The sequence below is a fragment of the Streptomyces sp. NPDC059477 genome, assembly GCF_042749375.1.
Taxonomy (GTDB): Bacteria; Actinomycetota; Actinomycetes; order Streptomycetales; family Streptomycetaceae; genus Streptomyces.
In genome coordinates this window covers 70,281-84,610 of sequence record NZ_JBHYUG010000016.1, presented here as the reverse complement: position 1 = coordinate 84,610, position 14,330 = coordinate 70,281, and the positions used below count along the sequence as shown (strand labels likewise).

The window sequence follows — 14,330 nt, the reverse complement described above, 5'->3', positions numbered from 1 at the left end:
ACCGCCCCCGTGTGGCGCCACCCCCCTCCGCCCGTTTTCTGTCGGGTGGGGGGGGGTGGGGAACCACCCGCGGCTGGGCACACCGCGGGCCGTCCCCCCTCCCCCCCACCCTCCTCACCGCCCACACCTCCGCCGCCACCGCCCTGGCCCAGGCCGGCCGCACCACCACCCGCGCCCACACCTACCTCGTCCTCGACCGCTCCGCGAGCATGCGCCCGTACTACAAGGACGGCTCGGCCCAGGCCCTGGCCGACCAGACCCTCGCCCTCGCGGCCCACCTCACCCCCACCACAGACACCCCCACCGTCCACGTCACCTTCTTCTCCACGGAAGTGGACGGCACCACGGACCTCACCCTCACCGACCACGAGACAAAGGTCGACGACACCCACGCGACCCTCGGCCGCATGGGCCGTACCAGCTACCACACCGCCGTGGCGGAAATCCTCACCCACTACGACACCCACTACAACAAATCCGGCACCGCCGCCCCCGCCCTCGTCGTCTTCCAGACCGACGGCGCCCCCGACGCCAAGACCCCGGCGACCCAGGCCCTGACCGAAGCGGCGAAGACCCACCCCCAGATCCACTTCGCCTTCGTGGCCTTCGGCGACCCGGAGAACAAGGCCTTCGACTACCTCCGCAAGCTGAAGACCCCGAACACCTCCCACTTCCTGGCCGGCGAGACCCCCCTGGAACTCACCGACGCGGAACTCTACGAAGGCATCCTCAAGGGCTGGCGCCCATAACCGAGCCCACCCCCACCCCCACCCCCGACGCAGTACCCGGCCGCCCCCTCCCCACCACAGAAACGGGAGGCGGGCGGCCCACCCCTGTCGGCTACGATTTCAAGGTTCGCGAAGAGAAAAACCACCCTGGGAGCAGCCGCCATGGCTCGACACCTCATCACCAGCGCCCTTCCCTACATCAACGGGATCAAGCACCTGGGCAACATGGTGGGGTCCATGCTCCCGGCGGACGTCTACTCCCGTTACCTCCGCCAGCGCGGCCACGAGGTCCTCTACATCTGCGCGACGGACGAACACGGCACCCCGGCCGAACTGGCGGCCAAGGAACAGGGCCTCCCGGTGGCCGAGTTCTGCGCGCAGGCGCACGACGCGCAGAAGGCGGTCTACGACGGCTTCGGCCTGTCCTTCGACTACTTCGGCCGCAGCTCCTCCCCCCAGAACCGCGAGATCACCCAGCACTTCGCCCGCCGCCTCAACGAGAACGGCTTCATCGAAGAGCGCGCGATCCGCCAGGTCTACTCCCCCACCGACGGCCGCTTCCTCCCGGACCGCTATGTCGTCGGCACCTGTCCCCACTGCGGCTACGACAAGGCCCGCGGCGACCAGTGCGAGAACTGCACGCGCGTGCTGGACCCGACCGACCTGATCAACCCGCGCTCGGCGATCTCCGGCTCCACGGACCTGGAGGTCCGCGAGACCAAGCACCTCTTCCTCCTCCAGTCCAAGCTCCAGCATGAGGTGGAGGAGTGGATCGCGGCCCACGAGAGCGACTGGCCCCAGCTCGCCTCCTCCATCGCCCGCAAGTGGCTGACCGAGGGCCTGCACGACCGCGCGATCACCCGCGACCTGGACTGGGGCGTCCCCGTACCGGCGGACACCTGGCCGGAGCTGGCGGCCGAGGGCAAGGTCTTCTACGTGTGGTTCGACGCCCCGATCGAATACATCGGCGCGACAAAGGAATGGTCGGACAAGGCCCCCGTCGGTGAAATCCGGGACTGGAAATCCTGGTGGTACGACGTGGACACCACCGTCCGTTACACCGAATTCATGGCGAAGGACAATGTCCCGTTCCACACGGTGATGTTCCCGGCGACCGAACTGGGCGTACGGGAGCCGTGGAAGAAGGTGGACTACGTCAAGGCCTTCAACTGGCTGACGTACTACGGCGGAAAGTTCTCCACGTCCCAGAAGCGCGGCGTCTTCACGGACCAGGCGCTCGACATCCTCCCCGCCGATTACTGGCGCTACTTCCTGATCGCCAACGCACCGGAGTCGGACGACTCATCGTTCACCTGGGAGCATTTCACGGCGACGGTGAACAAGGACCTGGCGGACACCCTCGGCAATTTCGTGAACCGCGTCCTGTCCTTCTCCAAGAAGCGCTTCGGCGACCAGGTCCCGGCGGGCGGCACCCCCGGCGAGGCGGAGCGAAAGCTGGGCGAGGAGATCAGCCGTCTTCTCTCCGAGTACGAGCAGCAGCTGGAGTCCCTGCAATTCCGCAAGGCGGCGGCGGCGCTGCGCGCGCTCTGGTCGGCGGGCAACTCCTACCTGGAGGAGAAGGCCCCATGGCTGGAGATCAAGACGGACCAGGACGGGGCGGCGCTGACGCTGCGCACCGCCATGAATCTGATCCACCTCTACTCGGTGGTCTCGGAGCCGATCATCCCGTCGGCGTCGGCGGAGATGCGCAAAACCTTCACACTTCCCCAGGACACGGCGACCTGGGTCACCGAATCCACGTCCCGTTCCCTGACCACGCTCCCCCCCGGCACCCCTTTCACGGTCCCCCCGGTCCTGTTCGCCAAGCTCACGGACGACGACCTGGAGACGTACAAGGAGCGCTTCGGGGGCGACACCGAGAACGGGAACTGACACCAGCAACGGGGAATTGACCCTCCCCCCATGGCCAAACCCCCCACCGTCAAGATATACATTCCGGACGATCACAAGTGGGGGGATCCACCATGGCTCTTTTCGGAAACGCGCATGCCATCGACCCGGCGCAGGCGGCCCAGGACTACACCCGTCTACTGGGCCAGGGCGAGCAGGTCCACGCCGCGTACCAGCTGATACGCGACACCATCCTGTTCACCGACCGCCGCCTGATCCTGGTCGACAAGCAGGGCATCACCGGCAAGAAGGTCGAGTACCACTCGATTCCGTACCGCAGCATCACCCACTTCGCGGTGGAAACGGCCGGCACCTTCGACCTCGACGCCGAACTCAAGATCTGGGTCTCGGGCTCCGCGGCCCCCATCCAGAAGACCTTCACGAAGGGCGTCGACATCTACGAGGTCCAGGCCATCCTGACCCAGTTCGTCGCCCGCTGACCCGCCCCACCTCAGGCACGACAACGCCCCGCCCCGGCAACAACCGGGAGCGGGGCGTCGCGCGTTCTCGATCACCACGCGGGTGACGGCCGTCACACGGCCGGATCACCGCCTACTTCGGCTGCGGCTTCCGCACCGAGAGGTGCAGCTCCCTCAGCCGTGACTCGTCCAGCTCCGTCGGCGCGCCCATCAGCAGGTCCTGGGCGTTGCCGTTGAGCGGGAAGGAGATCGTCTCGCGGATGTTGGGCTCGTCGGCGAGGAGCATGACGATCCGGTCCACGCCGGGGGCGATGCCGCCGTGCGGCGGGGCGCCGAAACGGAACGCGCGGAGCATGCCGGCGAACTTGTCCTCGACCGTGTCCCGGTCGTACCCGGCGATCTCGAACGCCTTCAGCATGATCTCCGGCTCATGGTTGCGGATCGCGCCGGAGGACAGCTCGACACCGTTGCAGACGATGTCGTACTGCCAGCCCAGAATGTCCAGCGGGTCCTGGGTCTCCAGGGCCTCAAGACCGCCCTGCGGCATGGAGAACGGGTTGTGCGAGAAGTCGATCGCGCCGGTGTCCTCGTCCCGCTCGTACATCGGGAAGTCGACGATCCAGCAGAACCGGAAGACGTTCTCCTCGAAGTGACCGGCGCGCTTCGCGGCCTCGACCCGCACCGCGCCCATGATCTTCGAGACCTCCTCGAAGTCGCCCGCGCCGAAGAACACCGCGTGACCGGCCGCCAGGCCGAGCCGCTCGGTGAGGACCTTGACGTTGTCCTCCGTCAGGAACTTCGCGATCGGGCCCGTCAGCGAACCGTCCTCGGCGACCCGCACCCACGCCAGGCCCTTCGCGCCCAGCGTGATCGCGTACTCGCCGAGCTGGTCGAAGAACTTGCGCGGCTGGTCCTGGACCGCCGGCACCGCCAGCGCCCGTACGTGCTTGCCCGCGAACGCCTTGAACTCCGAGCCCTCGAAGACATCGGTGATGTCCACCAGCTCCAGCTGGGCCCGGAGGTCCGGCTTGTCGGAGCCGTACTTCAGCATCGCCTCGCGGAACGGGATCCGGGGGAAGGGGGAGGTGACCTCGCGGCCCCCGCCGAACTCCGTGAACAGCTCCGTCATCAGCCGCTCGATCGGCTGGAAGACGTCCTCCTGCTCCACGAAGGACATCTCCACGTCGAGCTGGTAGAACTCGCCCGGCGAGCGGTCGGCCCGCGCGTCCTCGTCGCGGAAACAGGGCGCGATCTGGAAGTAGCGGTCGAACCCGGAGATCATCAGCAGCTGCTTGAACTGCTGCGGGGCCTGGGGCAGCGCGTAGAACTTGCCCGGGTTCAGCCGGGAGGGGACCACGAAGTCGCGGGCGCCCTCGGGGCTGGTCGCCGACAGGATCGGCGTCGCCATCTCGTTGAAGCCCAGCGCCGTCATCTTGTGCCGGATCGCCGAGATGACCGCCGTACGCAGCATGATGTTGCGGTGCATGCGCTCGCGGCGCAGGTCCAGGAAGCGGTACTCAAGGCGCCGCTCCTCGTTGACCCCGTCCTCGGCGTTGATCGTGAAGGGGAGGGGCTGAGCCGCGCCCAGCAGCTCCACCTCGCCGACCTCGACCTCGACCTCACCGGTCGGCAGGTCGGGGTTCACGTTCTCGGCGCCCCGGGAGACGACCTTGCCGTCCACCCTCAGCGTCGATTCCTTGGTCAGCTTGTCCAGGGCCTCGTAGGCGGGCGTGCCGGGGCGGGCGACCAGCTGCGTGATGCCGTAGTGATCGCGCAGATCGATGAAGAGGATGCCGCCCAGGTCGCGCCGATTGTGCAGCCAGCCGCTCAGCCGGACGTCGGTGCCGACGTCAGAGGCGCGTAGCTCACCGCAGGTGTGGGACCTGTACCGATGCATCGTCGTTCATCCAGCCTTCGCTGCTCGGGGAGTATCTCGGGGTTTCGGGGTTTTCAGGGTTTTGGGGTATCGCTGGGGTGGGGTTTGTTTCACGTGAAACGTCGCCCCCAGGGTACCGGCCGCCCCGGACGCTCTTCCCCCGTATTAGCGCGGCCCCCACTGCCCGAGAGCCACCCCGAGAGCCGCCCGACGTGCCATCCGGAGAGCCTCCCCGTGGCACCTCCGCAGACCTCACGTGACCCGGGAGGACAACGGTCACACATACGACATCAGTGGCATTGTTCGATCGGATCTTCTTACAGTGGGGCAATGCGCACTGGTGAGCCCCTGCCAGCGGTCGAGCAGGTACTCGCCGCACTGGCCACGGGCCTCTGGCATTGGGACACCTCGATCGGGCAGGTCACGGTGGATGCCGAGGCCGCCCGACTGCTCGGTCTGCCCGCCGAGCCGACCGTCCTCACGGAGGCCCAGGTAAGGGCCCGGCTGCACCCCGTCGACTGGAACGAGATCACCGGCGTGGTGCAGCTCGCCGTCGCCGAGGGCACCCTCGCCGAGGTACGCATCCGGATCATGGACGAGCGGGGCCGGATCATCCGGATCGTCCGCAGCCGTTCGAAACCGTCGTTCGACCCGGAGAAACAGGCCTACGAGCTGATCGGCACGCTCCAGGAGGTCACCGAGCCGACCCCGGGCACCCCGGCCGGGCGGCGGGCGGTCACCGGCGACTGGCGGCGCTCGCGCGAGGCGTTTCTGCTGGACGCGGGCCGGGCGCTGGCCGAGGCCCGCTCCACCGCCGAGGTGCTGCGGGTCGCCGCCGGGCTGTCGATGCCCGGATTCACCCCGGCCGGGCTCGCCGTGTTCGGCGTCGAGGGCGACCGGCTGACGATCGTCGGCCACCACGGGCACCAGCCCGGCGACGAGGCCCCCTTCTCCCACATGTCCCTGGCGACCGACTATCCGGCGGCCGAGGTGTGCCGCACCGGCCGGGCCGTCTATCTCTCCTCGCCCGGCCAGTACAAGTCCCGCTACCCCGTCACCTGGCCGCTCGCCGAGGGGTTCGAACGGCAGTCCTGGGCGTTCCTGCCGCTGACCGTCGCCGGGCGCACGATGGGCGCCTGGATGGCCGCGTTCGCCTACCCGGTGGCGTTCAACCCGGACGAGCGGTCCGTGCTGACCACGGTGGCCCGGATGCTCGCCCAGGCCCTCGCCCGCGCCGGGATCGCCGAATCCGAGCGGGAACTGACCGACGGACTCCAGCGCTCCATGCTGCCCACGCTCGGCCCGGAGATCCCCGGCATGAGCGTCGCCGCCCGCTATGTCCCCACCGGGGGCGGCCTCCAGGTCGGCGGCGACTGGTACGACATGATCCCGCTGCCGGGCGACGGCGGACGGTTCGCCCTGGTCATCGGGGACGTCCAGGGCCATGACGTACGGGCCGCCGGTCTCATGGGACAGCTGCGGACCGCCCTGCGCGCCTACGCCTCCGAGGGCCACCGCCCCGACGCCGTGCTCTCCCGCGCCTCCCGCTTCCTCAACGGCTTCGGCTGCCAGCACGACGACACCGGCGACCCGCGCTTCGCGACCTGCCTGTACGTCGAGGCCGACCCGGCGACCGGCGTGCTCGACATCGCCCGCGCGGGCCATCCCGACCCGGCGATCCGGATGGCGGACGGGACCGTGCTGCGCCGGGCCACCCCGGGCGGGCTGCCGCTGGGCATCGACCCGGACGCCGACTACCCCACGACCACCGTCACCCTCCAGCCCGGCGAGACGCTGATGCTGTGCACGGACGGGCTGATCGAGACCGGCGGCCATGACCTGGACACCGGCTGGCAGCGGATCCGGGCGATCCTGGAGGACCACCAGGGCGATCTGGAGACGCTGGCCGACGCGCTGGTCCAGGCCGTCCACGGGCCGTCCTCGCACCACACCACCGGCCCGCTCGCCGATCGCCGCGAGGACGACATCGCCGTACTGCTGCTGTGTCGGCAGGGCCCGGGCTGCGGCTGCGGCGAGGTGGTGACCACCCGCCCGCGGACCCGGCGCACCATGCTGACCGTGGCGCAGGCCGAGCCGGAGCGGATCGCGGTGGCCCGGCAGCAACTGCGCGAGCTGCTGCACGACTGGTTCTCGGCCGACCAGGTGGACTCCACCGTGCTCCTGGTGTCCGAGCTGCTCACCAACGTCCTCGTGCACACCGACACCGACGCGCTGCTCATCGCCGAGATCACCGGCGATCCGGGGGCGCGGCGGATGCGGGTGGAGGTCACCGACGCGGGCGACGACCTCCCGCACAAGCGCCGCCCCGGCGAGCTGGCCTCCTCCGGGCGCGGACTGGTCCTCATCGAGCTGCTGGCACACGCGTGGGGGGTGGATCCGCGCGGCGAGGGCAAGAGCATCTGGTTCGAGCTGCGGGAGGCGGAGGGTGAGGTGTCTCCCCTGTCCCCGCTGGCTCCCCTGTCCCCCCTGGCTCCCGGGGACGGGCCGGTGGCCGCGCTGGCGGTGGAGGGGTTGGAGGACCTGGGGGAACTGGGGGAGCTGGGGGAGCTGGAGGAGCTGGAGGAGCTGGGCGACTTGAGGGATGCAGGTGGCTTGGGTGACCTGGATGGCCGGGGTGACTCGGGCGGCTTCGAGGACGAGACCGAGGACGAGGGCGAGGCCGGCGCATAGCGGGCCGGGCGACGGGCAGCGGGCCGGGCGACCAGGAACGCGACGGACGACAGGGAACCGGACCGGCGACAGGAAGCGGAGCGCAAGGGCTCGGCGTACGCGGGGGTGCCCCGCCCACCCCGCACCCCCGCGTCCCACGATCCGGGCGTTTGACCGAGCGCGGCCGGCGCGCCGCGCCTCACCCTCCGTACTCTCGAATCACTGTCCGTGAAGGCGAGTCGCCCGTGCCGCACGCCTTCCGGCAGCCCAGCCCCGGCCCAGGCACCTGCCCTCCTGGACCGGGGCGTCCCATGTCCGGGGGACCGCGAGTTCCCGTTCGGGTCGCTAGAGGTCGGCCGCCCCGGACGCCGGGGCCGGAGCGTAGTGGTCACGCAATTCGCTGAGGACCCCGAACGCCGCCGCCGTGAGCGGTACGGCCAGCAGCATGCCGAGGATGCCGGCCACGGACGCGCCCGCGGTGATGGCGAGCATCACGACCGCCGGATGCATCTGCACGGTCCGGCTCTGGATCATCGGCTGGAGCACATGTCCCTCCAGCACCTGCACGGCGAGCACCACCCCGAGCGCCCACAGCGCGATCACGAACCCCCGGTCGGCGAGGGCGACGAGAACCGCGACCGCGCCGGAGATGAAGGCACCGAGGTAGGGGATGTACGCGCCGACGAAGACCAGCGCCCCGAGACCCATCGCGCCGGGTACGCGCAGGATCAGCAGGCCGATGGTGATGCACAGGGCGTCGATGAAGGCGATGAGGGTGGTGCCGCGCATGAAGCCCTCGACGGCCCGGAAGGCCCGCCGGGCCATCGCCTCGACGGTGTCGGCGGTGCCGCGCGGCGACAGCGAGCGCAGCGCGGCGGCGGCCCGGTCGGAATCGCGCAGGAAGAAGAAGACGAGCAGCAGTGCCAGTACGGCCAGGGCGATGGTCTCGCCGACCACGCTGACCCCGCTGATCACCCCGGAGGCCGCCGTACCGCCGAACTTGGTCAGCAGGTCCCTGGAGTTGGAGGCGAGGTCGTTCAGGGAGGTGCCGGCGGCCCCGAAGTGCTGGGCGAGCGAGGTCGCGGCGTCCTTGAGGGAGGCGATGATCTGGTCGCCGGAGGCGATGAGCGCGGCGACGACGATATAGACGGCACCGCCGACGACGGCCACGACGGCGACGCAGGTGAGAGCGGCGGCGAGCGACCGGTTGACCTTCGCCTTCACCAGCCGCTTGTGGAAGGGGTGCAGCAGCGCGGTGCCGAGCAGGGCGAGCAGCACCGGCACCACGGCCGTACGCAGCTCCACGACCAGCCGGATCCCGACGTACCCCACGCCCGCCACCAGCAGAATCACGGCGCACCAGGCGACGAGACGGCGTACGGGCTCGGGTAGCAGGCGCATCCGTCCAGCGGAACACGCGACGGGCGGGCTGTCCTGTCCGGACAGCCCGCCCGGGTGACCCGAGATGACGGGGCGTCAGCCCTGCGGGCCCTCCTGTGTCATGCCGTGCACCGCCGGGATGGTGCCGAGGCGGCCCTTCTGGAAGTCGTCGAACGCCTGCTGGAGTTCGTCACGGGTGTTCATGACGAAGGGTCCGTAGTGCGCCATCGGCTCCCGGATCGGCTGTCCGCCGAGGAGTACGACCTCCAGGTCCGGGGTGTTGCCGTCCTGCTTCTCGTCCGCGCGGACGGTCAGCGAGGAGCCGTCGCCGAAGACCGCGGTCTGGCCGAGCTGGATCGGCCGCCGCTCGGCGCCGACCGTGCCGCGTCCGGCGAGGACGTAGGCGAGACCGTTGAAGTCCTCGCGCCACGGCAGGGTGAGTTCCGCGCCCGGCGCGAGCGTGGCGTGGATCATCGTGATCGGGGTGTGGGTGACGCCCGGACCGGCGTGTCCGTCCAGCTCACCGGCGATGACACGGAGCAGCGCGCCGCCGTCGGGGGTGGTGAGGAGCTGGACCTGGCCGCCGCGGATGTCCTGGTAGCGCGGCGCCATCATCTTGTCCTTGGCGGGAAGGTTCACCCACAGCTGGAGACCGTGGAAGAGACCGCCCGAGACGACGAGGTGCTCCGGCGGGGCCTCGATGTGCAGCAGACCGGCGCCGGCCGTCATCCACTGGGTGTCACCGTTGGTGATGGTGCCACCGCCGCCGTTGGAGTCCTGGTGGTCGAAGATCCCGTCGATGATGTAGGTCACGGTCTCGAAGCCGCGGTGGGGGTGCCAGGGGGTGCCCTTGGGCTCACCCGGCGCGTACTCCACCTCGCCCATCTGGTCCATCATGATGAACGGGTCGAGATGGCGGTAGTTGATGCCCGCGAACGCCCGGCGCACCGGGAAGCCTTCGCCCTCGAAACCGCCCGGGGCGGTCGTGACGGCGAGCACGGGACGTGCCACGGCGTCGGCGGATGCGGTCACTCGGGGCAGCGTCAGCGGGTTCTCGACGGTCACAGCGGGCATGTCGGTACCTCCTTGGGTACGACCACTTTAGTTGACTGTTGAACTTTCTGCCACCCGTAACGAAGAAAGCCCGGAGGGCATTCCCTCCGGGCGGACGCCGTACTCGACGACGCGGAACCTCGACGACACAGAACCTCGATGACGCGGCACGCGGAACGCGCGATCAGCCGTACATCCTGCGCATCGCGAAGTCGACCATCTGCTCGACGGCCTTCGCGTCGAAGACCATGCGGTGCTCGCCCTCCATGTCCAGGACGAACCCGTAGCCGGTCGGCAGCAAGTCGATCACCTCGGCACCGGTGATCACGAAGTACTTGGACTCCTTGCCCGCGTAGCGCCGCAGCTCCTTGAGCGAGCTGAACATCGGGATCACCGGCTGCTGGGTGTTGTGCAGGGCGAGGAAGCCGGGGTTGTCACCGCGCGGGCAGTACACCTTCGAGGTGGCGAAGACCTGCTGGAAGTCCTCGGCCGGCATCTGCCCCGTGGTGAAGGCACGCACCGCGTCGGCGAGCGAGGGCGGCGACGGCTCCGGATACAGCGGCTGCTGCTGCCCATATCCCCCCACACCGCCGGACATCTGCTGCGGCTGGGCGTACTGCTGCGCACCGCCGTTGTCCATCGGCTGCCCGTATCCGTACATGCGCGCAAGCGTACCGAGGGGGAGGGGGTGGCCGACGCCCGGGGAAATTTATCTAGCGATCGCTACGGAATGCTGGTACGGTTTTATCTATCGCTCGCTACAGAATGACTCGACCTTCTCGACCGGAGGCCACCCATGCCCACGCCCCCGACCACGCCCCTCCCCCGCCGCGCATCCGACCACGACGGCTGCGGCACCGAGCGCCCTGACCGGTCGTTCGCGGGTCGAACGGGGCGCATACGGGGCCCTTCTCACACTTGGCCGAGTAGGGGTTGCTTCTTATTACCGACGGGTAGCATCATCGTAGGCACTACTGAGCATGTGAACTGGGCGCGAGGAGTCAGTGCCTCGCCGATCTCTCTACGGAGCCATCGCCATGGGGCACTACAAGTCGAATCTCCGCGACATCGAGTTCAACCTCTTCGAGGTACTGGGACGCGACAAGCTGTACGGCACCGGCCCGTTCGAGGAGATGGACACCGATACCGCCAAGAGCGTCCTGGAGGAGCTGACCCGGCTCGCCGAGCACGAGCTGGCCGAGTCCTTCGCCGACGCCGACCGCAATCCGCCGGTCTTCGACCCCGAGACCAACACCGCCCCGCTCCCGGACTCCTTCAAGAAGGGCTACCGGGCGTTCATGGACTCGGAGTACTGGCGGCTGGGCCTGCCCGAGGAGATCGGCGGCACCACCGCCCCGCCCTCGCTGATCTGGTCGTACGCGGAGCTGGTCCTGGGCGCCAACCCGGCGATCTGGATGTACTCCTCGGGCCCGGCGTTCGCCCGCATCCTCTTCGAGGAGGGCACCGAGGAACAGCGGAAGATCGCCTCCCTCGCCGTGGAGCGGACCTGGGGCTCGACCATGGTGCTCACCGAGCCGGACGCCGGTTCGGACGTGGGCGCGGGGCGCACCAAGGCGGTCCGGCAGGAGGACGGCTCCTGGCACATCGAGGGCGTGAAGCGGTTCATCACCTCCGGTGAGCACGACATGGAGGAGAACATCCTCCACTACGTGCTGGCCCGCCCCGAGGGCGCCGGCCCCGGCACCAAGGGCCTGTCCCTCTTCCTGGTCCCGAAGTACCTCTTCGACGTCGAGACCGGCGAACTGGGCGAGCGCAACGGCGTGTACGCGACGAACGTCGAGCACAAGATGGGTCTGAAGGCGTCCAACACCTGCGAGCTGACCTTCGGCGACCGGCACCCGGCCAAGGGCTGGCTGATCGGTGACAAGCACGACGGCATCCGGCAGATGTTCCGGATCATCGAGTTCGCCCGGATGATGGTCGGCACCAAGGCGATCTCCACCCTGTCCACGGGCTATCTGAACGCGCTGGAGTACGCCAAGGAGCGCGTCCAGGGCCCCGACCTGGCGAACTTCATGGACAAGGCCGCGCCCAAGGTCACCATCACCCACCACCCGGACGTCCGCCGCTCACTGATGACGCAGAAGGCGTACGCGGAGGGCATGCGCGCGCTCGTGCTGCACACGGCGTCCGTCCAGGACTCCATCGCCCTCAAGGAGGCGGCCGGCGAGGACGCGTCCACCGAGCACGCGCTCAACGACCTGCTGCTGCCGATCGTGAAGGGCTACGGCTCGGAGAAGGGCTACGAGCAGCTCGCCCAGTCGCTCCAGATCTTCGGCGGCTCCGGGTTCCTCCAGGAGTACCCGATCGAGCAGTACATCCGGGACGCCAAGATCGACACGCTGTACGAGGGCACGACGGCGATCCAGGGACAGGACTTCTTCTTCCGGAAGATCGTCCGCAACCAGGGCGCCGCGCTGAACTCGGTCGCCGACGACATCAAGCAGTTCCTGGCACTGGGCACGGGCGGCGAGGAGCTGTCCGGCGCCCGGGAGCACCTGGCGAAGGCGGCCGTCGAGCTGGAGGCGATCGTCGGCCTGATGCTGACCGACCTCGCGGCCACCGAGCAGGACGTGAGGAACATCTACAAGGTGGGCCTGAACACCACCCGGCTGCTGCTGGCCTCCGGCGATGTGATCGTCGGCTATCTGCTGCTGCGCGGGGCCGCGGTCGCCGCCGAGAAGCTGCCGACGGCGTCCGCCAGGGACAAGGCGTTCTACACCGGAAAGATCGCGGCGGCGAAGTTCTTCGCGGCCAGTGTGCTGCCGGGCGTCACCCTGGCCCGCAAGGTCGCCGAGACCGTCGACCTGGACCTGATGGAGCTGGACGAGGCCGCGTTCTAGGGCCCTGTTCTGGGCTGTTTCCGATGGATCCCGGCCAGGTCGGGGAGCTACCGGCGGGTCTCCACACCGTCCTCACCAGGGCCCGCTCCCACCACGGGGAGTGGGCCTGGATACGTCGTTAAAGTGAACCCATGAGCGAACCCCCCCGCCTCGACCGCGGCCACACCGACGACCTGATGTCCTTCCTGACGGCCGGGCCGTCGCCGTACCACGCCGTGGCGAACGTCGCCGAGCGGCTGGAGAAGGCCGGTTTCCGGCAGGTCGCCGAGACGGACGCCTGGGAGGCGGGCAGCGGCGGCAGGTATGTGCTGCGCGGTGGCGCGATCGTGGCGTGGTGGGTACCGGAGGGCGCCGAGCCGCACACGCCCTTCCGGATCATCGGCGCGCACACCGACTCCCCCAGTCTGCGGGTGAAGCCGCTGCCGGACACCGGGTCGTACGGCTGGCGGCAGGTGGCGGTGGAGATCTACGGCGGGCCGCTGTTGAACTCCTGGCTGGACCGCGACCTGGGCATCGCGGGCCGGCTGACGCTGCGGGACGGATCGACGCGACTGGTCGATGTCGCGCGCCCGCTGCTGCGCGTCCCTCAGCTGGCCATCCACCTGGACCGCTCCGTCTCCTCCGAGGGACTCAAGCTGGACAAGCAGCGGCATCTGCAACCGGTGTGGGGGCTCGGTGAGACGCGGGACGGCGATCTGATCGCCTTCCTGGAGCAGGAGGCCGCGCTGCCGGCCGGCTCGGTCGCGGGCTGGGACCTGATGCTGCACCCCGTGGAACCGCCCGCCTATCTGGGCCGCGACCAGGAGCTGATGGCGGGCCCCCGGATGGACAACCTGCTCTCGGTGCACGCCGGTACGGCGGCCCTGACAGCGGTCGCCACCAGCGGTGACGCCCTGCCGTACATCCCGGTGCTGGCGGCCTTCGACCACGAGGAGAACGGTTCGCAGTCCGACACCGGCGCGGACGGGCCGCTGCTCGGCTCGGTGCTGGAGCGGTCGGTGTTCGCCCGCGGCGGCACCCTGGAGGACCGGGCGCGCGCCTTCGCCGCCACGGTCTGTCTGTCCTCCGACACCGGCCACGCCGTCCACCCCAACTACGCCGAGCGCCACGACCCGACGCACCACCCCCGTGTCAACGGCGGCCCCATCCTCAAGGTGAACGTCAACAACCGTTACGCCACCGACGGTTCGGGCCGCGCCCTCTTCGCCGCCGCCTGCGAGAAGGCGGGCGTCCCCTTCCAGTCCTTCGTCTCCCACAACGCCATGCCCTGCGGCACGACCATCGGCCCCATCACCGCGGCCCGCCACGGCATCCGCACGGTCGACATCGGGGTGGCGATCCTGTCGATGCACAGCGTGAGAGAGCTGTGCGGGGTGGATGATCCGCACATGCTGGGGAATGCGCTGGTGGCGTTCTTGGAGGGGTGACG

General features: G+C 69.4%; 10 protein-coding genes. 6 read left to right on the top strand and 4 right to left on the bottom strand.

Translation table 11 applies throughout. The features are described from left to right. The 3 genes from ACFXAZ_RS11450 to ACFXAZ_RS11440 form a co-directional block, all read left to right on the top strand. Positions 1-749: VWA domain-containing protein (locus ACFXAZ_RS11450; protein WP_384587922.1), on the top strand; the 749-nt coding region annotated here is incomplete at its 5' end. A 141-nt stretch (positions 750-890) separates the two neighbouring features. Continuing rightward, on the top strand, positions 891-2,621 hold the full coding sequence (gene metG, locus ACFXAZ_RS11445) for a methionine--tRNA ligase (protein ID WP_384587919.1): 1,731 nt from the start codon (positions 891-893) through the stop codon (positions 2,619-2,621). 92 nt (positions 2,622-2,713) lie between these two features. Beyond that, on the top strand, positions 2,714-3,079 hold the full coding sequence (locus ACFXAZ_RS11440; RefSeq protein WP_382680640.1) for a PH domain-containing protein: 366 nt from the start codon (positions 2,714-2,716) through the stop codon (positions 3,077-3,079). Between the two features lie 112 nt (positions 3,080-3,191). On the opposite strand, the gene aspS is transcribed toward ACFXAZ_RS11440, so the two are convergent. Further along, positions 3,192-4,955 (bottom strand): aspartate--tRNA ligase, encoded by a 1,764-nt coding sequence (gene aspS / locus ACFXAZ_RS11435; RefSeq protein WP_384587916.1) that lies wholly within the window; start codon positions 4,953-4,955, stop codon positions 3,192-3,194. Between the two features lie 309 nt (positions 4,956-5,264). On the opposite strand from aspS, the gene ACFXAZ_RS11430 reads away from it, so the two are divergent. Next, positions 5,265-7,625 (top strand): SpoIIE family protein phosphatase, encoded by a 2,361-nt coding sequence (locus tag ACFXAZ_RS11430; RefSeq protein ID WP_384587913.1) that lies wholly within the window; start codon positions 5,265-5,267, stop codon positions 7,623-7,625. Between the two features lie 324 nt (positions 7,626-7,949). Here ACFXAZ_RS11430 and ACFXAZ_RS11425 read toward each other — a convergent pair whose 3' ends face one another. The 3 genes from ACFXAZ_RS11425 to ACFXAZ_RS11415 all read right to left on the bottom strand — a co-directional run bounded on the left by ACFXAZ_RS11425 (position 7,950) and on the right by ACFXAZ_RS11415 (position 10,698). Continuing rightward, positions 7,950-9,005: an AI-2E family transporter gene (locus ACFXAZ_RS11425; RefSeq protein ID WP_384587910.1), complete on the bottom strand. Its 1,056-nt coding sequence runs from the start codon at positions 9,003-9,005 to the stop codon at positions 7,950-7,952. Between the two features lie 75 nt (positions 9,006-9,080). Further along, positions 9,081-10,058, bottom strand: a complete 978-nt coding sequence (locus ACFXAZ_RS11420; protein ID WP_384587907.1) for a pirin family protein — start codon at positions 10,056-10,058, stop codon at positions 9,081-9,083. A gap of 163 nt (positions 10,059-10,221) precedes the next feature. Next, positions 10,222-10,698, bottom strand: a complete 477-nt coding sequence (locus tag ACFXAZ_RS11415; protein WP_384587904.1) for an SseB family protein — start codon at positions 10,696-10,698, stop codon at positions 10,222-10,224. 376 nt (positions 10,699-11,074) lie between these two features. Here ACFXAZ_RS11415 and ACFXAZ_RS11410 point away from each other — a divergent pair, with 376 nt between their 5' ends. Both ACFXAZ_RS11410 and ACFXAZ_RS11405 read left to right on the top strand, forming a co-directional pair. Next, a complete protein-coding gene (locus ACFXAZ_RS11410; protein WP_384588033.1) occupies positions 11,075-12,901 on the top strand; it encodes an acyl-CoA dehydrogenase in 1,827 nt (608 codons plus the stop codon). Between the two features lie 131 nt (positions 12,902-13,032). After that, on the top strand, positions 13,033-14,328 hold the full coding sequence (locus tag ACFXAZ_RS11405) for a M18 family aminopeptidase (protein WP_384587901.1): 1,296 nt from the start codon (positions 13,033-13,035) through the stop codon (positions 14,326-14,328). Positions 14,329-14,330: the final 2 nt, after the last annotated feature.